Genomic DNA, 18,316 nt, shown 5'->3' on the forward strand with positions numbered 1-18,316 from the left:
TGCAGCCGTTAAGTTGTTGATATTTTAGTTGTTGAGATTGTTGAGGCGCAGACAGCGCCTGCGCATTCCCTGCCTGCATGATGCAGCGCTTTATAAGCCGCCTCTTAGCTAACCGCGCCAGCGGATGCCGAAATTACGACACTCGATAACGCCAAAAGGCGCCGAGAAGGCGCCTTTTGGCTCACACTGTCCCGCTGCTATCCCGCCATGCGCGGTACGGCGTTCAACTCCCGCCACTCCTTCTGTAGCCCCATGAACAGGCTTGCGCACATTAGCAAGAGCACCAGCGTAAAGGGCAGGCCCGTGGCCACGGCGCCGGCCTGCAGCGCGGTCAGCGCGGTGCTGCCGCCACCGTAAAGCAGCACGCCGGCGATCACGCCTTCGAGCGCGGCCCAGAACACCCGCTGGCCTTTCGGCGCGTCGGTCTTACCGCCGGCGGTGATGCTGTCGATCACGAGCGACCCCGAGTCCGACGAGGTGATGAAGAACACCAGCACCAGCACGATGGCGAGTGTCGAGGTGATCGACGTCAGCGGCAGCTGCTCGAGCATGTGGAACATGGCAAGCGAAACATCAGAGATACCATTGGAAAGCTCGCCGATACCGTTTTCCGCCTGGAACAAGGCCGTTCCGCCGAAGGCGCTCATCCACACCAGCGTGACCAGCGTCGGCACCAGCAGCACTGCGACCAGAAACTCGCGCACCGTGCGGCCTTTCGATACCCGTGCGATGAACATGCCCACGAACGGTGACCAGGAGATCCACCAGGCCCAGTAGAAGATGGTCCAGCCGTGGTACCAGGTGTCGTCGTCGCGGCCAACCCAGTTCGACAGCGGCAGCAGGTGGCTGGCGTAGTCGACCGCCGTGGTGCCGATGCCGGTCAGGATCGCCAGCGTCGGGCCGGCAGCGATCACGAAGATCAGCAGAATGGCGGCGATCACCATGTTGATGTTCGAAAAGAGCTTCACCCCGCCGTCGAGCCCGCGCCAGACCGAAATCAGCGCGATCACCGTGACCACCACGATGATCGCGAGCTGCGTGCCGATGGTGTTGGGCGTGTCGAACAGGTATGCCATGCCGCTGGCCGCCTGGGTGGCGCCGAAGCCCAGCGACGTCGCCAGGCCGAAGATGGTCGCCAGCACCGCGAGGATATCGATGACGTGCCCTGCCCAGCCGCGGGTACGCTCGCCCAGAATCGGGTAGAACGCCGAGCGCAGCGTCAGCGGCAGCCCTCGGTTATAGGCGAAAAACGCCAGCGACAGCCCGACCACGGCGTAGATCGCCCAGGGATGCAGCCCCCAGTGGAACATGGTCGCGCCCATCGCCGCGCTCGCGCCTTCCGGCGTGTTGGCGGGCGTATTCAGCGGCGTGCCGTACCAGTCGGTGTAGTAGGCCACCGGCTCCGCCACGCTCCAGAACATCAGCCCGATACCCATGCCGGCGGCGAACAGCATCGCAAACCAGGAGGTGCGCGAGTACTCGGGCTTGGCCTCCTGACCGCCGAGGCGAATGCGCCCCAGCGGTAAAAAGATCAGCATCAAGCAGAAGATGACGAAGACGTTGCCCGCGATCATGAACAGCCAGTCGAAGTGCTCGATCGACCAGTTCTTGGCAAGCCCCAGCTGAGCATTGGCCGCGTCGGGATAGACCAGCGCGTAGAGAATGAACAGCAAAATGGCGAGTGCGGAGAGGGGAAAGACGGGGTTATGAAAATCCAACCCCATGACCTGCTTGTTGTCCTGGCCGGGCGCCAGAACAGGTTCCTCGTGGTTCATAGGTTGTCCTCAGGTTTTAATCTTTATTATTTGACGCGGTGCGCCATCGCCGGACACGGCTTGTAAATTCTTGAGCGAGACGGCCCCGTTTGATTGCCCAAAACCGACCTCGACGTAGCTAAAGCCGCGTTCGACAGCCGCTGCGGCGCGCTATTTTGCGTACACTAAGCGACCGACCCGCGCCCCTTCGCGGTTCCTCACAAAAGGAGTGCAGCCATGATGATTGTCGATTTGGTCGATGGGGATGATTTTCGCGCGCGCCTCATTGCGCTGGGGATCGACCTTCCCGCTAACGCCGACCCGGACGAAAGCGCGCGGCTGGCCGCCAGTGCGCACAAGGCCGTGCCCGTCGACGGGCTCCCGGCGCTCGTCGACGAGCTCACACGCCTCCAGGACATCGTGCTGCCCGCGGTGCGAGAGGCCATCGAGCGCCACCTGGCACATCTTTAGACGCGCCGTTTGTGCCCATTGAAGGCAAAAAAACGGGCCGTGTGAGTGATCACACGGCCCGTTGGGGTGCCGGCCGCCTAACGCGGCGGCCGGTGGCCAGACGCCTTAGCCCTGCGCCTTGGCAAGCGTCAGCGACGCGCCTTCGCTTCCCAGATTCTCCAGCAGGCGATCGGCGTACCAGTTGACGAAGTCGATCACGCCGAACTCGTAGGTTTCGGAGTACGGGCCGGGCTGGTAGGCCTTTGAGTTGATACCACGCTGGTTCTCTTCGGCAAGCTTGCGGTCCTGATCGTTGGTGGCGTCCCACACGCGGCGCATATTCTCCGGGTCGTAATCCACACCCTCGACCGCGTCCTTGTGCACCAGCCACTTGGTGGTGACCATGGTCTGCTGCGGCCCCAAGGGCAGCACGCGGAATACGATCGAGTGATCGCCCATGAAGTGGTTCCAGGAGTTGGGCAGGTGCAGGATACGAAGCGAGCCCATGTCCGGGCTGGTCAGTCGGCCCATCAGCTTGTTGCAGGCGGGCTTGCCGTCCATGGTCATGGAGACCACGCCGTCGAGCAGCGGTGTGCGCGTAATGCGGTTGCGGCTACCAAAGCGCTTGAGCTGCCAGGGCACCTGCTCGCCGTTCCAGTCGTTTTGCTTGCGGGCGACCAGGTCCTTGTACTTGTCGGTGGCGCGCGGGTCTTCGGTGTCGTCGAACTCCATCAGCGAGTTCAGAAGCTCCGGATGCGAGCCGTTGCAGTGATAGCACTCGCGGTTGTTCTCGATCACGAGCTTCCAGTTCGCCTGCTCGACGATGCTGGACTCCACCGCCACCTTGACGTTGTCCATCTGGTAGGGCTCGAGGTAGTGCTCGAGCGTGACCAGGAAATCGTCGATCGACGACGGGTTCTCGGAGAGATTGATGAACACGAAGCCGCCAGCGGTGCGCACGTGCACCGGCTTCAGGCCGAACTGGTTCAGATCGAAGTTGGTGCCCATGTCGCTGCCGGCAAACAAGAGCCGCCCGTCGAGCTCATAGGTCCACTGGTGGTAGGGGCACACGAGCTTGGCGACCTTGCCCTTGTCGGTGGTGCAAAGCCTTGAGCCGCGGTGGCGGCAGACGTTATGAAAGGCGTGAATCTGACCTTCGCCGCCGCGCACGATGACGATCGGGTTGTTGCCGATCTCGAGGGTCATGAAGTTGCCCTTGGCCGGAATCTCGCAGCTCATGCCCGCGAACAGCCACTCCTTCTCGAAGATCTCTTCCATGTCGAGCGCGAACAGCCGCGCGTCGTTGTAAAACGGCTGCGGCAGGGAGTAGGTGCGCGCCCGTGACTCGAGCATCTCGACCGTCTCTTCACGCATGGCGGCCAGCGGATCGTTTTGGGTGTAGTCCGACGAATTGTTCATACCAGATATCCTTTTAAACCCGCCGGCCTCGAGGGCGGCGACACAGTCATTGACCAAACTACGTTGTCTTGTTGTTAAGTGGCGTCACCAGGCGTTGTACGGGCGCGCAGCGATGGCGTCATTATGGGGTGGATTGTGGTGCAGGGTGTCGATGCCGAGTTATCTGCCGACGACATCGCTAAGCGTGCCGACGACGTGAAAACCGATTTGTAACGCCCGCGGGGTGGCGCAAGACAAGTGCGTGTCGCTAACAGGTAAGCCGTCGCCCAAACGCGTACCCAGAATGCAGGGGAATGGTGCTGGACCGTGCCAGCAAGGACGGACCCGGTGAAGGCAACGTGCAAGCTCGGCCATATTGAGATAACGATGACAATGAATTTCTACAACCCCGTCACGACCCAAACCTGGACCAACGGCCGCCACCACGTGCGCTGTGTAAAAATGATCCAGGAGACCTGGGACGTTCGCACGTTCTGTTTCATGGCCGAACAGCCCGTGCTGTTCTTCTTCAAACCGGGCCAGTTCGTGACCCTGGAGCTCGAGATCGACGGCCAGCAGGTCATGCGCTCCTACACCATTTCGAGCTCGCCTTCGATTCCCTACAGCTTCTCGATCACGGTCAAGCAGGTGCCCGGTGGCTACGTCTCCAACTGGCTGCACGCCAACCTGAAGGTGGGCGACGAACTGGTGGTCCACGGGCCGGTGGGCAACTTCAACTCCATCGACTACCCGGCCGAGAAGGTGCTGTTCCTTTCCGGCGGCGTGGGCATCACGCCGCTGATGTCGATGACGCGCTGGTTCTTCGATACCAACGCCAACGTCGACGTCGAGTTCATCCACAGCGCCCGCGCGCCGCGCGATGTCATCTATCACCGCGAGCTGGTGCACATGTTCTCGCGTATCCCCGAGTTCAAGCTGCATATCGTCTGCGAGAAAAAGGACGACATCGGCGAGGCCTGGGCGGGCTATCGCGGCTTTTTGACCCAGCCGATGCTCGAGATGATGGCGCCGGACTACCTCGAGCGCGAGATCTTCTGCTGCGGCCCCGTGCCCTACATGAACGCCATCAAGGAGATCCTGCGCGCCAACAACTTCAACATGGATCACTACCATGACGAGGTGTTCGGCGCGACCCCGGCGGACGTCAAGGAGGACGTGCTCGAGCTTGCCGAGCAGGCCGAGGTAGAGGCCGAAATGGCCGAGCCGGAAGACCTGCTCAACGTCGAGTTCGCCCAGTCGAACAAGAGCGTGCGCATCCAGCCCGGCGAAACCGTTCACGCGGCGGCGGCCAAGCTCGGCCTGCACATTCCCAAGGCGTGCGGTATGGGCATCTGCGGCACCTGCCGCGTGGCGCTCAAATCCGGCGAGGTGGAGATGGAGCACAACGGCGGCATCACCGACGAGGACATCGAAGAGGGCTACATCCTCACCTGCTGCAGCCGGCCCAAGAGCAGTTTGGTCATCGATTTCTAAATTCTACTAACCACCGGCTTCTCAAGCGGATACCGCCACGCGGTGTCCGCTTTTTTGTGTCGCATTTCAGGCCCTTGAGATATTGGCTTTGACGCAATGAAAAACGCCCGGGGCGTGAGCCCCGGGCGTCGTTGTCACCGCACGCGTGCAGTTTGGCGCATCAGGCGGCGCCGAGCAGCCCGTGCGGGTCGAGGACGAACTTGCTCGCCACGCCCTGGTCGAACTGCTCGTAACCGCTGGGCGCGTCTTCAAGCGAGATCACCTGAGCGTTGACGATTTCGGCGATGTTCAGGCGCCCGTGCAAAATCGCCTGCATCAGCTGGCGGTTGTACTGCACCACCGGGGTCTGGCCGGTGTGGAAGGAGAGCCCTTTCGCCCAGCCTTGGCCAAAGCGCAGACTGAGGCTGCCGGTTTGCGCGGCCTTCTCTGCCGCACCCGGGTCTTCGGTGACATAGAGGCCGGGAATGCCGATGGAGCCGCCTTCGCGAGTCACTTCCATCATCTGGTTGAGCACCACCGCCGGCTGCTCCTTGCCGCTATGGCCCACCGCCTCGAAGCCTACCGCGTCGATGGCGCTGTCCACGCTCGGCTCGCCGACCACCGCGGCAATCATTTCGCCCAGGCGATCGTGCTGGGAGAGATCGATCGGCACGAAGCCCATCTTGCGCGCATGCTCGAGGCGCGCCTTGTTGAAGTCGCCGATCATGACGACCGCCGCGCCGAGAAGACGCGCCGAAGCCGCCGCGGCCAAACCCACCGGGCCGGCACCGGCGACGTACACCGTGGAGCCCGCACCGACGCCGGCTTTCAACGCGCCGTGGAAGCCGGTGGGCAGAATGTCGCTCAACATGGTCAGATCGCGAATCTGGTTCATGGCCTGGTCGCGGTCCGGGAATTTCAGCAGATTGAAATCGGCGTAGGGCACCATGACGTAGTGCGCCTGGCCGCCGACCCAGCCGCCCATGTCGACATAGCCGTAGGCGCCGCCGGCGCGGTCGTCGTTGACGTGCAGGCAAAGGCCGGTGTGGCCTTCCTTACAGGTACGGCAGCGCCCGCAGGCGACGTTGAACGGCACGGAGACGATGTCGCCGATACTCAGAAACTCGACGCCCTTGCCCTTCTCGATCACCTCACCGGTGATCTCGTGGCCCAGCACCATGCCTTTCGGGGCGGTGGTGCGCCCGCGCACCATGTGCTGGTCGGAGCCGCAGATATTGGTCGATACGACTTTCAAAATGACGCCGTGGTCGATGGGCTTGCCGTTGGGGGTTTCCATTTTCGGGTAGTCGATGTTCTGGACCTCGACCTTGCCGTCACCGACATAGACAACACCGCGATTGTTGGACATGGATAATCCTCTCTTCCGGGTGCGGCCGCGATTATGAGTCGCGCTGCATCGTTATTCTTGAGTGAAACTGGCGTGTTTGACGCAATCCCGACGGCAAGCGCCGACGATCCGCCAAACGGCATCAGGTGCCGCTTCAGCATGGTTGATTCGCGCGCGGATAAGTTACCCACAGACGACATCGAACGGCGGATGGGCGACCTGTTTCGGCACGCGTCACGATTTTGTCGTAAATGTCGCAAATACGCCGAGCGGTGACGTGGGCAAGCATCTTGGGGGCAAGGCCCGGCGATACTATCGCGGCATGATAGCGTCGCAAGCCCATCCCAACGCGCGGCGCTAACAAACGCCTGGACCGGATACAGACCGATCGATCTCAGACAGAACAACGCGACTAGCCTGGAGACCCAGATGTCACACAACAATTTTTCTCCCGATGCCCGCCTGGCCAGCTACGACACGGCCCTCGCCTCCGCCATTGCCGAAGAGACGTCGCGCCAGGAAGACCATATCGAGCTGATCGCTTCCGAAAACTACACCAGTAAGCTGGTCATGGAAGCTCAGGGCAGCCAGCTGACCAACAAGTACGCCGAAGGCTACCCGGGCAAGCGCTACTACGGCGGTTGCGAGTTCGTCGATAAGGTCGAGGCGCTTGCCATCGAGCGCGCCTGTAGCCTGTTCGGCGCCAACTACGCCAACGTTCAGCCGCACTCCGGCGCCCAGGCCAACGCTGCGGTGTTCATGGCGCTGGTCAGCCCTGGCGACACCATTCTGGGCATGAGCCTGGCCCACGGCGGCCACCTGACCCATGGCGCGGCGCCGAACTTCTCCGGCAAGCACTACAACGCCGTGCAGTACGGCCTGGTCGAGGGCACCGGCGAGATCGATTACGAGGAAGTCGAGCGTCTGGCCCGCGAGCACCAGCCGAAAATGATCATCGCCGGCTTCTCCGCCTACTCGCGGGTGATCGATTGGCGCCGTTTCCGCACCATCGCCGACGAAGTGGGCGCTTACCTGATGGTCGACATGGCCCACGTCGCGGGTCTGGTCGCCGCCGGCCTCTACCCGAGCCCGCTGCCCTACGCCCATGTGGTCACCACCACTACCCACAAGACGCTGCGCGGCCCGCGGGGTGGTCTGATCCTCTCCGCCGACGGCGACGAGGCGCTCTACAAGAAGCTCAACGGCGCGGTATTCCCGGGCCAGCAGGGCGGGCCTCTGATGCACGTCATCGCCGCCAAGGCCGTGGCGTTCAAGGAAGCGATGAACCAGGACTTCGTCAACTACCAGCGCCAGGTGATCGCAAACGCCCGCGCCATGGCGAAGGTGTTCATCGAGCGCGGCTTCGACGTCGTCTCCGGCGGCACCGACGATCACCTGTTTTTGCTCTCGCTGATCAAGCAGGGTGTGACCGGCAAGGACGCGGATGCCGCCCTTGGCCGCGCCCACATCACGGTCAACAAGAACAGCGTGCCCAACGACCCGCAGAGCCCGTTCGTCACCTCCGGCCTTCGCATCGGCACCCCGGCGGTGACCACGCGCGGCATGGTCGAGGCGGACTGCGAGCAGCTTGCTGGCTGGATTTGCGACATTCTCGACGTGCTGGCCGACGAGCAGGACACCACCGAGATCGAAAACCGGGTGCGCGACCACGTCGCTGATCTGTGCGCGCACTACCCGGTTTACGGTCAGGCCCAAACCCAGGCAGAGCCGGTCGAAGACGCCACCGTCGCGTAACGACCGCCGCCCGCGGGCTCCACGGAGTCGATTCAGGAGAGATTTCATGCAACGTTATTCCGGCTTCGGATTGGTTAAACATGCGCTCGGTCATCACGAGAACTGGGAGCGCCAGTGGCGCAACCCCACGCCCAAGAAGCGCTACGATGTGATCATCGTGGGCGGCGGCGGCCACGGTTTGGCCACCGCCTACTATCTGGCCAAGGAGTTTGGCGTCAAGAACGTCGCCGTGGTCGAAAAAGGCTGGCTGGGCGGCGGCAACACGGCGCGTAACACCACCATCGTGCGCTCCAACTACCTGTGGGACGAGGCCGCGCGCCTTTACAACCACTCGCTGGATCTGTGGAAGGGGCTGTCTCAGGATCTGAACTACAACGTCATGTTCTCGCAGCGCGGCGTACTGAACCTGGGCCACACCCTGCAGGACATGCGCGACATCCAGCGCCGCGTGCACGCCAACCGCTTGAACGGCGTGGATAGCGAAGTGGTCACGCCCCAGCAGATCAAGGAGATCGAGCCGGAGCTTGATATCTCCAACCGCGCGCGCTACCCGATCATGGGCGCCTCCTGGCAGAAAAGCGCGGGCGTTGCCCGCCACGACGCGGTGGCTTGGGGCTACGCTCGCGGCGCCGACGCCCTCGGCGTCGATCTTCTGCAAAACACCGAAGTCACCGGCTTCAAGATTCGCGACGGCAAGGTGCTCGGCGTTCACACCAACCGTGGCGACATCGAAGCGAACACCGTGGGCTGCGTGGCCGCGGGTAACTCCGGGGTACTGGCCAACATGGCGGGTATCAAACTGCCGCTCGAGTCGCATCCGCTTCAGGCGCTCGTCTCCGAGCCGCTCAAACCGGTGCTCAACACCGTCACCATGTCGAACCACGTGCACGGCTACGTGAGCCAGTCCGACAAGGGCGACCTGGTCATCGGCGCGGGCATCGACGGCTATCTCGGCTACGGCCAGCGCGGCAGCTACCCGACCGTCGAGCACACCCTGCAGGCGATCGTCGAGATGTTCCCGATGTTCTCGCGGGTGCGCATGAACCGCCAGTGGGGCGGCATCGTCGACACCTGCCCGGACGCCTGCCCGATCCTCTCGAAAACGAAGGTCAAGGGTCTTTATTTCAACTGCGGTTGGGGCACCGGCGGCTTCAAGGCCACCCCCGGCTCCGGCCACGTGTTCGCGGCGAGTCTGGCCAAGGGTGAAATGCACCCGATCGCCGCGCCGTTCTCCATCGACCGTTTCCACACCGGTGCGCTGATCGACGAACACGGCGCCGCCGGCGTTGCGCACTGAGGAGAGCTGACATGTTCTATATTCACTGCCCCTACTGCCAGGAGCACCGCGAGGAAGAGGAGTTTCATCCGCGCGGCGAGGCTCACCTGATGCGCCCGAAGGATCCGGACAACACCACCGACGAAGAGTGGGGCGACTACCTGTTCTTTCGCAAGAACCCGCGCGGCGTTCACCACGAAATGTGGGTCCACTCCGTGGGCTGTCGCAAGTTCTTCAACATCACCCGTAACACGGTGACCTACGAGATCCTCGAAACCTACCGGATGGGCGAGCAGCCGAGCATCACCGCCGAAACGGAAAAGGTCCGTAAGGAACAGGGCGTACAAACCGCCGACGGCGGCTGGCAAACCATCGGTGCCCAGCCCGAATCCAAGGCCTTGAACGAGGAGACCTCGTCATGACGCAGACCAATCGTATCGATGCCGGCGGCCGTGTCGATCGCTCCCAAACGCTCGAATTCACCTTCAACGGCCAGCGCTACAAGGGCCTGAAGGGCGACACCCTGGCCTCGGCCCTGCTCGCCAACGGCGTGGACATCGTCAACCGCAGCTTCAAGTACTCGCGGGCCCGCGGCATCGTTGCCGCCGGCGCCGAAGAGCCCAATGCCGTGGTCCAGCTCGGCGCCCGGGAAGAGACCCAAGTGCCCAACGTGCGCGCCACCCAACAGGCGCTCTACAAGGGCCTGGTCGCGCGCAGCACCAACGGCTGGCCGAACGTCCAGCGCGACGTGATGAGCTGGGTCGGCCGGCTGGGCGGCGGCTTCATGCCGCCAGGCTTCTACTACAAGACCTTCATGGCCCCGGCCTCGATGTGGATGACGTATGAGAAGTACATCCGCAAGGGCGCGGGTCTTGGCCGCGCGCCTCACGAGTCCGACCCGGACATCTACGACCACATGCACCACCACTGCGACGTGATGGTCGTGGGCGCGGGTCCGGCGGGCCTTGCCGCTGCGCTGTCGGCGGCTCGCGCCGGCGCCCGCGTGATTCTCTGCGACGAGCAGGAAGAGATGGGCGGCTCGCTTCTCGATAGCCGCGAAACCCTGGACGGCGTCTCCGCCGCGCGCTGGGTCGAGGCGACCATCAAGGAGCTTTCAAGCCTTGAAAACGTGACCCTGCTGCCGCGCACCACCGCCAACGGTTACCACGATCACAACTTCGTCACGCTGCACGAGCGGCGCACCGAGCACCTGGCCGACACCGCCAGCGAGGCGGGCTTTGCCGGCCAGGCACGCGCGCGGCTGCACCGCGTGCGCGCAGGCCAAGTGGTGCTCGCCAGCGGTACCCACGAGCGCCCGCTGGTGTACGCCAATAACGACCTGCCGGGCAACATGCTCGCCGGGGCCGTGTCGACCTATATCCGTCGCTACGCCGTGGTGCCGGGCAAGAAGCTGGTGCTTTCGACCAGCAACGACCACGCCTACCGCGCCGCGCTCGACTGGAAAGAGGCCGGCCGCCAGGTCGTGGCGATCGTCGATGCCCGCGCCAACCCGGACGGCGACCTCGTTCGCCAGGCCCGCGACAGCGGCATTCGCGTGATTACCGGAAGCTCCGTTATTGAGGCCCGCGGCGGCCAGCGCGTCACCGGCGCCCGCGTCTGCGCGATCGATCTTGAGCGCTTCGTGGTCACCGGCAAGGTCGAGGAGCTCGAGTGCGACACCATCGCAAGCTCCGGCGGCTACAGCCCGGTGGTGCATTTGTCTTCGCACACCGGCACCCGCCCGCAGTGGAACGAGGAGCTGCTTGGTTTTCTGCCCGGCGAAGTGAAAGGCATGATCTCCGCCGGCGGCGTCGCCGGCCATTTCGGGCTTGACGAAACCCTGGCCGACGGCGAACGCGCCGGTCGCCAGGCCGCCCAGGCCACGGGCTTTGAAGACGCTCAGGCGATCACCCTGCCCGCCACCCGCGGTCGCCGCGACGGCAAGGCTTGCGCGCTCTACCAGGTACCGCACGAAAAAACCGCGCTGCGCGCACCGAAGCAGTTCGTCGATTTGCAAAACGACGTGACCGCCGCCGGTATCGAACTCGCCACCCGCGAGGGCTTCGAGTCCATCGAGCACGTCAAGCGCTACACCGCGCTCGGTTTCGGTACCGACCAGGGCAAGCTTGGCAACATCAACGGCATGGCCATCGCCGCGCGCTGCCTCGACCGCTCGATTCCGGACGTCGGCACCACGGTGTTCCGCCCCAACTACACGCCGATCACCTTTGGCGCCATCGTTGGCCGTCACTGCGGCGAGCTGTTCGACCCGAAACGCTACACCGCGCTTCACCAGTGGCACATGGAAAACGGCGCCGAGTTCGAGGACGTGGGTCAGTGGAAGCGCCCCTGGTACTTCCCGCGCACGGTCAACGGCAAAAAAGAGACCATGCACGAAGCGGTGGCCCGCGAGTGTCTGGCGGTGCGCGAAAAAGTCGGCATTCTGGACGCCTCGACGCTGGGCAAGATCGACATTCAGGGCCCGGACGCGCGGGAATTTTTGGGTCGTGTCTACACCAACAAGTGGGCGCAGCTCGCCCCGGGCCGCGTGCGCTACGGCTTGATGTGTAAAGACGACGGCATGCTGATGGACGACGGCACCACGAGCTGTCTGGCCGACAACCACTTCCTGATGACCACCACCACCGGCGGTGCGGCGGGCGTGCTGGAATGGCTGGAGCTTTGGCACCAGACCGAGTGGCCGGAGCTTCAGGTCTACTTCAACTCCGTGACCGACCACTGGGCGACCATGACCGTGACCGGCCCGGACGCGCGCAAGCTGCTGTCCGAGCTGACCGACCTGGATCTGGATAAAGAGTCGTTCAAGTTCATGGACTGGCGCGACGCCACCGTGGCTGACGTGCCGGCGCGCATCTTCCGTATCTCGTTCACCGGCGAGCTGGCCTTCGAGATCAACGTGCAGGCCAACTACGCGCTGCACGTCTGGAAGAAACTCTTCGAGCACGGCGAGAAGTACGATCTTACGCCCTACGGCACCGAAACCATGCACGTGCTGCGCGCCGAGAAGGGGCTGATCATCGTCGGTCAGGACACCGACGGTTCGGTCACCCCGGAAGATCTGGGCATGCAGTGGGCGATCGGCTACGACAAGCCCTTCCCGTGGATTGGCAAGCGTGCGCTGAGCCGCCCCGACACCCTGCGCGGCGATCGCAAGCAGTTCGTCGGCTTGAAGCCGAAGGACCCGAGCGTCGTGCTGGAAGAGGGCGCACAGGTCGTTTTCGATAAGGAGCAGAGTATCCCGATGGCCATGAAAGGCCACGTGACCTCGAGCTACTACAGCCCGTCACTGGGCCACGGCTTCGCCCTGGCAGTGGTGGTCGAAGGCCGCGATCGCATGGGCCAAACCGTTTACCTGCCGATGACCGACGGCACGATGCATGAAGCCGAGATCGTCAGTCCCGTCTTCATCGACCCGAAAGGAGAGCGCCAGAATGTCTAACGTGAGCGCCAAGCAGTTCAACACCGTGCCCGCCGGTAATCCGGCGGTCGAGTCGCCGCTTCACTGGAGCTACCAGCAGCAAAAGAGCACCCACAGCGCCAATGCCGGCGTGGTGCTGCGCGAGAAGGCGCTGCTGGGTCACGTGGTGCTGCGCGGCGGCGCCATCGTGCTCGACGAGGCGGTGCGCCAGGTCCTGGGCATGAGCCTGCCGGCCAAGCCCAACACCGTCGAGCGTGACGAGGCCGGCGAGCGCTCGATTCAGTGGATCTCGCCGGACGAGTGGCTCGTGATCGTGCCCGGCGGCGAGGAGTGCGACCTTGAGCGCCGCCTTCGCGAGGCGCTGGGCGATGCCCACGTCAGCATCGTCAACGTCAGCGGTGGCCAGACCGTGCTGACGCTTGCCGGCGACAACGCCCGGGAAGTACTGATGAAGACGGTCTCGTTCGATGTTCACCCCCATGCATTTCCGGTCGGCAAGGGCGTGACCACCATTTTCGCCAAGGCGACCGTGGTGCTGCGCCGCTCAAGCGAGACCGAGTGGGAGCTGGTGGTGCGGCGCAGCTTCGCCGACTACTGCTACCGCTGGCTGCTCGACGCATCAAAAGAATACGGTATCGATACACAATAAAAGCAGGACGGCCGGCACCCGCCGGCCACCCTGACCGCGATGAACTGACCTTGATGAATGAGAAGCGCCATGAGCCGATTAACGGATACCTGGATCATCACCGCCCAGTGCCCGAGCATTCTGGGCACGGTCGATGTCGTCACCCGGTTTTTAAAAGAGCAGCACTGCTATATTACCGAGCTCAGTTCCTTCGATGACCGGCTGGGGGAGCGCTTTTTCATTCGTGCCGAGTTTCGCCCGGAGCTCGACGATTTTAGCGAACAGGCGTTCGAGGAGGCCTTTGCCCCCCGCGCCCGCGAGTTCGACATGAGCTTCGAGCTGACCCCGCCGGCCAAGCGCACCGGCGCGGTCATTCTGGTCTCCAAGGCGGACCACTGCCTGAACGATCTGCTCTACCGCTACCGTACCGGGCAGCTTGCGCTGGATATCAAGGCGATCGTCTCCAACCATCCGGATCTGCAGCCGCTGGCCGAGTGGCATGATCTACCCTATCACCACCTGCCGATCACCCCGGAGACCAAGGCCGAGCAGGAAGCCCAGGTACTCGACATCATCGAGCAGACCGGGGCGGAGCTGGTGATTCTGGCGCGCTACATGCAGGTGCTGTCGCCGCGCATGTGCCAGCTGCTCGACGGCCGCGCAATCAATATCCACCACTCGCTGTTGCCGGGTTTCAAGGGCGCCAGGCCCTACCACCAGGCCTACGACAAGGGCGTGAAGCTGGTCGGCGCCACCGCGCACTACATCAACAATGACCTGGACGAAGGCCCGATCATCGCCCAGGGGGTGGAGCCGGTGGACCATGCGCACTACCCGGAGGATCTGGTCGCCAAGGGGCGCGATATCGAGTGTCTGACGCTCGCTCGGGCCATCGGCTACCACCTGGAGCGGCGGGTGTTTTTGCACGGCGGCCGTACGGTCGTGTTCGGCAACTGACCGAACGCCCTCACCGCGGTACCTCGACTACAGTAAGTACAACAAACGACGTCGCCTTGCCGGCCGATGGGTTCGCCCGTCGCCGGTGAGCCGGCGCGCTATTCTCATCAGAGGTCTTCCATGCCTATCAGTGTCTTCGACCTTTTCAAGATCGGCGTCGGCCCATCCAGCTCGCATACGGTCGGCCCCATGATGGCAGCCTTCAAGTTCGCCGCGGCGGTAGAAGACGCCGGCGTACTCGACCGGGTCAGCCGTCTGGAAGTGCATCTCTACGGCTCGCTCTCCGCCACCGGCGTCGGCCACGGCACCGACCATGCCACCGTCATGGGCCTGATGGGCGAACGCCCGGATCGGATCGACCCGTCGATCATCGGCCCCACGATCGCGGCGCTCAAGGAGACGCGCACGCTGTCGCTCAATCGCCAGAAGGACGTCACCTTCGTCTGGGAACGGGACATGCGCTTTCACGACGAAAGCCTGCCCCACCACCCCAACGCCATGAAGCTCTGCGCGTATGACGAAGCCGACCAGGTCTTGCTCGCGAACACCTACTACTCAGTGGGCGGCGGCTTCGTCGTCGACCAGCACCAGGTGGACGCGAAGCTCGAGGACATGGACAGTGCCGAGATCCCTTTCGACTTCAACTCCGCCGAAGAGCTGTTGGCGATCTGCAAGCGCGAGAAGCTCAGTGTCAGCCAGCTGATGATGGCCAACGAGAAGACCTGGCGGCCCGAGCAGGAGGTGCGCGACGAGCTGTGGCGCATCTGGCAGGTGATGTGCGAGTGCGTCGACAACGGTCTGACTCACGAAGGCGTGCTGCCCGGCGGGCTCAACGTCAAGCGCCGCGCCAAACTACTGCACCAGCGTCTGTCCGCCGCCGAGCAGAACCCGTGCTTGATCGCGACTACCTTCTCCGCGATGGAGTGGGTCAACATCTTCGCGCTGGCCGTCAACGAAGAGAACGCTGCCGGCGGGCGCATGGTCACCGCCCCGACCAACGGCGCGGCGGGCATCATCCCGGCGGTGCTGCACTACTACATGAAGTTCCAGGCAGGCTCTTGTGATCGCAACGTGGTCGACTTTCTGCTCGCCGCCGGCGCGATCGGCATTCTGTGCAAGAAAAACGCCTCGATCTCCGGCGCCGAAGTGGGCTGCCAGGGCGAGGTCGGCTCCGCCTGCGCCATGGCCGCCGCGGGCCTGGCCGAAGTGATGGGCGCAACGCCAGAGCAGGTCGAACACGCCGCGGAAATCGGTCTGGAGCACAACCTCGGGCTCACCTGCGACCCGGTCGGCGGGCTCGTTCAGGTGCCCTGCATCGAGCGCAACGCCATCGCCACCGTCAAGGCGATCAACGCAGCCCAAATGGCGCTGCACGGCGACGGCACCCACTTCATCTCGCTGGATAAAGTGATCCGCACCATGCGCGACACCGGCCGCGACATGCTCGACAAGTACAAGGAGACCTCCAAGGGGGGGCTGGCGGTGAATGCGATCGAGTGTTAAAAATTTTATTATCTTGAAGATTGAGCCCGAGCTTCGCTTCGGGCTTTTTTCATTTTCACTGCCACTGTTTTTTCATTTGACGGCTGATCAACGCTGCCGATTCCTCAAGTTATTACCGCTTCAACTTTTATTTCCAAAAGCTTTTACAACTAATGTTGCATTGTTAGCACTCTCAACAAAAACAATCATGGATGCTATACGAACATTCGTACGCCATACGTACTTCAAAAAATCGGTCTATTGCCATGAGGCGCCATCGATATTGACTTTTCGGAACTGCACACCGGCTTAACGTCTCATGAGTGCCAAAAAATGGCCGCTGAGTAACGATCTTTTTGTTACCACTTCTACTCGATCAGGAATACCAAATGTCGACTCCCTTTGCTGTCGTAACAGGCGGCGCCCGAAACATCGGTCAGGCGATCGCCCTGCGCCTGCAGCAGGATGGCTACCGCGTCATCGTGCTCGATATCGTCGAACCCGACGCACCGTCGTTGAAGGAGTACGCCTACCAGGTCGACCTTTCGGACGCCGCCGCGACCCAGGAGCTCTTGTTGAAGGTGACGCAGGATCTCCCCATCAGCTGTCTGGTGAACAATGTCGGTATCGTGGCACCGGCGCTATTGGACGATACCGACATCGACGATTTCGACAGGCTGATGCACTTGAACGTGCGCGCGGCGCTGGTCTGCACCAAGGCATTGTTACCCAAGCTGCGTGAGAGCGGGAAAGGCCGTATCGTCTTCAACGCTAGTCGCGTGGTGCTGGGCAAGGAAGCCAGAACTCTCTATAGCGCCACCAAGGGCGCCGTGCAAGCCATGGCGCGCACGTGGGCGCTGGAGCTTGCTGGCGATAGCATCACCGTCAACTGCGTCGCGCCGGGGCCGATTGCCACCACGGCGTTCTGGAAGAACAACCCGCCAGACTCCGAGCGCGCGCGGCGCATTATCGATAACGTGCCGGTAGGGCGCATGGGCCAGCCAGAGGAGGTGGCCCATGCGGTGAGCTTCTTCTGTGACCAGCGCAGCGGCTTCATTACCGGCCAGACACTTTTCGTCTGCGGCGGTGTCACCGTCGGCTAAGGCGCCTACACGACGCCACTCTCCTGTAAACGGCGAATCGCTTCGTCGCTCTTGCCCAGCAGGCGGCCCAACACGTCCCGCGTATCTTCACCAAGCGCCGGCGGTGCCTTGGTGTAGCTCAGCGGCGTTTTGGAGTACTTGATGGGGTTGGCAACGCCGGGCACGCTTCCAAAGGCGCCCGGCACATCGATCTTCATTCCCCTGGCCTTGACTTGCTCGTCCTCGAAGACTTGCGCGATGTCCTGAATGGGGCCGCAGGGGACACTGATAGACTGCAAGAGCTCCGTCAGCGCCGCGCTATCAAAGCTCTGCGTAACTTGGCGGATGATGGCCACCAGCGCTTCGCGATGCTGAACCCGCATGGGGTTAGTGGCAAAGCGGGGATCATGGGCCACCTCGGCCAGGCCAACGGCGTTGCAAAAACGCTGGAACTGGCCATCGTTACCGATCGCGATAATGACTTTCTCGCCGCCCGCGGTGGGGAACGGCTGATAGGGAACCAGGTTAGGGTGGTATTCCCCGGTACGTTTCGGGGGCGTGCCGCTACAGAAGTAATTCAACGCCTGATTGGCAAGCCAGCTTACCTGTACGTCGAGCAGCGCCATGTCGATATGTTGGCCTTCGCCGGTCTGGTGGCGGTGATGCAAGGCGCCGAGTATGGCAATGACGGCGTTCATGCCCGTGGTCAGGTCCGCCACTGCCATGCCCACACGTTGTGGTCCGGCGCCCGGCTCATCGTCCGGCGCACCGGTGATGCTCATCAGCCCCGCCTGTGCCTGGATAAGGTAGTCATAGCCTGCCATGCTGGCCATGGGGCCGGTCTGCCCGAATCCAGTAACCGAGCAGTAGATAATGGCCGGATTGATCGCCGACAGACTCGCGTAGTCGAGCCGCTTGCTTGCAAGCCCACCCGTCTTGAAATTCTCCACGACGATATCACACTGCTCGGCGAGTTCATGAAGCAGAGCCTGGCCTTCCGATCGCGCGATATCGACCGTGACCGAGTGTTTACCCCGGTTGGCCGAGAGATAGTAAGCCGACTGGGGCGACTGTTGCCCCTCACCCTGCCACCAGGGCGGCCCCCAGTGCCGCGTATCGTCGCCAAGCTCAGGCCTCTCGATCTTGATCACCTCGGCGCCCATGTCCGCCAGTATCTGCGTACACCAGGGCCCAGCCATCACCCGGCTCAAGTCGAGCACACGTACTCCTTTTAAAGGCCCTGACATAGTCACTCCCCTGCTCGATTATCCTTA

Annotated in this window: 14 protein-coding genes; 10 read left to right on the forward strand and 4 right to left on the reverse strand. The window is 62.9% G+C overall.

The window, feature by feature from the left end; genetic code table 11:
• Window positions 1-197 precede the first annotated feature (197 nt).
• Complete coding sequence (locus tag OCT39_RS16675) at window positions 198-1,775, reverse strand: BCCT family transporter (protein ID WP_263585553.1); 1,578 nt, start codon at window positions 1,773-1,775, stop codon at window positions 198-200.
• Window positions 1,776-1,991: 216 nt separating this feature from the next.
• Between OCT39_RS16675 and OCT39_RS16680 the strand changes: the two genes are divergently transcribed.
• Window positions 1,992-2,225, forward strand: coding sequence for a hypothetical protein (locus OCT39_RS16680; RefSeq protein WP_263585554.1), 234 nt, complete (start codon window positions 1,992-1,994; stop codon window positions 2,223-2,225).
• Window positions 2,226-2,330: 105 nt separating this feature from the next.
• Here OCT39_RS16680 and OCT39_RS16685 read toward each other — a convergent pair whose 3' ends face one another.
• A complete protein-coding gene (locus tag OCT39_RS16685; RefSeq protein ID WP_263585555.1) occupies window positions 2,331-3,623 on the reverse strand; it encodes an aromatic ring-hydroxylating oxygenase subunit alpha in 1,293 nt (430 codons plus the stop codon).
• A gap of 366 nt (window positions 3,624-3,989) precedes the next feature.
• Between OCT39_RS16685 and OCT39_RS16690 the strand changes: the two genes are divergently transcribed.
• Window positions 3,990-5,096 (forward strand): hybrid-cluster NAD(P)-dependent oxidoreductase, encoded by a 1,107-nt coding sequence (locus OCT39_RS16690; RefSeq protein ID WP_263585556.1) that lies wholly within the window; start codon window positions 3,990-3,992, stop codon window positions 5,094-5,096.
• Window positions 5,097-5,256: 160 nt separating this feature from the next.
• On the opposite strand, the gene fdhA is transcribed toward OCT39_RS16690, so the two are convergent.
• The gene (fdhA, locus tag OCT39_RS16695) at window positions 5,257-6,444 is read right to left on the reverse strand and encodes a formaldehyde dehydrogenase, glutathione-independent (RefSeq protein ID WP_263585557.1); all 1,188 of its coding nucleotides are present in this window, start codon (window positions 6,442-6,444) and stop codon (window positions 5,257-5,259) included.
• Window positions 6,445-6,852: 408 nt separating this feature from the next.
• On the opposite strand from fdhA, the gene glyA reads away from it, so the two are divergent.
• From glyA to OCT39_RS16735, 8 genes are all read left to right on the forward strand, one after another.
• A complete protein-coding gene (gene glyA, locus OCT39_RS16700; RefSeq protein ID WP_263585558.1) occupies window positions 6,853-8,178 on the forward strand; it encodes a serine hydroxymethyltransferase in 1,326 nt (441 codons plus the stop codon).
• A gap of 46 nt (window positions 8,179-8,224) precedes the next feature.
• Window positions 8,225-9,475: a sarcosine oxidase subunit beta family protein gene (locus OCT39_RS16705; RefSeq protein WP_263585559.1), complete on the forward strand. Its 1,251-nt coding sequence runs from the start codon at window positions 8,225-8,227 to the stop codon at window positions 9,473-9,475.
• A gap of 11 nt (window positions 9,476-9,486) precedes the next feature.
• Entirely contained in the window at window positions 9,487-9,876 is a 390-nt protein-coding gene (locus OCT39_RS16710; protein ID WP_263585560.1) for a sarcosine oxidase subunit delta, read from the forward strand.
• Complete coding sequence (locus OCT39_RS16715; RefSeq protein ID WP_263585561.1) at window positions 9,873-12,914, forward strand: sarcosine oxidase subunit alpha family protein; 3,042 nt, start codon at window positions 9,873-9,875, stop codon at window positions 12,912-12,914. The genes OCT39_RS16710 and OCT39_RS16715 overlap by 4 nt, the downstream gene beginning before the upstream one ends.
• Window positions 12,907-13,542 (forward strand): sarcosine oxidase subunit gamma, encoded by a 636-nt coding sequence (locus OCT39_RS16720; protein WP_263585562.1) that lies wholly within the window; start codon window positions 12,907-12,909, stop codon window positions 13,540-13,542. Before OCT39_RS16715 ends, OCT39_RS16720 begins: the two co-directional genes overlap by 8 nt.
• 69 nt (window positions 13,543-13,611) lie before the next feature.
• Entirely contained in the window at window positions 13,612-14,478 is an 867-nt protein-coding gene (gene purU / locus OCT39_RS16725; RefSeq protein WP_263585563.1) for a formyltetrahydrofolate deformylase, read from the forward strand.
• A 120-nt stretch (window positions 14,479-14,598) separates the two neighbouring features.
• Window positions 14,599-15,981, forward strand: a complete 1,383-nt coding sequence (locus OCT39_RS16730) for an L-serine ammonia-lyase (RefSeq protein ID WP_263585564.1) — start codon at window positions 14,599-14,601, stop codon at window positions 15,979-15,981.
• Between the two features lie 368 nt (window positions 15,982-16,349).
• Complete coding sequence (locus OCT39_RS16735) at window positions 16,350-17,063, forward strand: SDR family NAD(P)-dependent oxidoreductase (protein ID WP_263585565.1); 714 nt, start codon at window positions 16,350-16,352, stop codon at window positions 17,061-17,063.
• Between the two features lie 5 nt (window positions 17,064-17,068).
• On the opposite strand, the gene OCT39_RS16740 is transcribed toward OCT39_RS16735, so the two are convergent.
• Entirely contained in the window at window positions 17,069-18,289 is a 1,221-nt protein-coding gene (locus tag OCT39_RS16740) for a CaiB/BaiF CoA transferase family protein (protein WP_263585566.1), read from the reverse strand.
• Window positions 18,290-18,316 lie beyond the last annotated feature (27 nt).

Source organism: Halomonas sp. GD1P12, assembly GCF_025725645.1.
Taxonomy (GTDB): Bacteria; Pseudomonadota; Gammaproteobacteria; order Pseudomonadales; family Halomonadaceae; genus Vreelandella.

What these genes read in the sequence shown, in the direction of transcription:
- OCT39_RS16675 (WP_263585553.1), bottom strand. Translation starts at nt 1,775, where the DNA reads ATGAACCACGAGGAACCTGTTCTGGCGCCCGGCCAGGACAACAAGCAG.
- OCT39_RS16680 (WP_263585554.1), top strand. Translation starts at nt 1,992, where the DNA reads ATGATGATTGTCGATTTGGTCGATGGGGATGATTTTCGCGCGCGCCTC.
- OCT39_RS16685 (WP_263585555.1), bottom strand. Translation starts at nt 3,623, where the DNA reads ATGAACAATTCGTCGGACTACACCCAAAACGATCCGCTGGCCGCCATG.
- OCT39_RS16690 (WP_263585556.1), top strand. Translation starts at nt 3,990, where the DNA reads ATGACAATGAATTTCTACAACCCCGTCACGACCCAAACCTGGACCAAC.
- fdhA (WP_263585557.1), bottom strand. Translation starts at nt 6,444, where the DNA reads ATGTCCAACAATCGCGGTGTTGTCTATGTCGGTGACGGCAAGGTCGAG.
- glyA (WP_263585558.1), top strand. Translation starts at nt 6,853, where the DNA reads ATGTCACACAACAATTTTTCTCCCGATGCCCGCCTGGCCAGCTACGAC.
- OCT39_RS16705 (WP_263585559.1), top strand. Translation starts at nt 8,225, where the DNA reads ATGCAACGTTATTCCGGCTTCGGATTGGTTAAACATGCGCTCGGTCAT.
- OCT39_RS16710 (WP_263585560.1), top strand. Translation starts at nt 9,487, where the DNA reads ATGTTCTATATTCACTGCCCCTACTGCCAGGAGCACCGCGAGGAAGAG.
- OCT39_RS16715 (WP_263585561.1), top strand. Translation starts at nt 9,873, where the DNA reads ATGACGCAGACCAATCGTATCGATGCCGGCGGCCGTGTCGATCGCTCC.
- OCT39_RS16720 (WP_263585562.1), top strand. Translation starts at nt 12,907, where the DNA reads ATGTCTAACGTGAGCGCCAAGCAGTTCAACACCGTGCCCGCCGGTAAT.
- purU (WP_263585563.1), top strand. Translation starts at nt 13,612, where the DNA reads ATGAGCCGATTAACGGATACCTGGATCATCACCGCCCAGTGCCCGAGC.
- OCT39_RS16730 (WP_263585564.1), top strand. Translation starts at nt 14,599, where the DNA reads ATGCCTATCAGTGTCTTCGACCTTTTCAAGATCGGCGTCGGCCCATCC.
- OCT39_RS16735 (WP_263585565.1), top strand. Translation starts at nt 16,350, where the DNA reads ATGTCGACTCCCTTTGCTGTCGTAACAGGCGGCGCCCGAAACATCGGT.
- OCT39_RS16740 (WP_263585566.1), bottom strand. Translation starts at nt 18,289, where the DNA reads ATGTCAGGGCCTTTAAAAGGAGTACGTGTGCTCGACTTGAGCCGGGTG.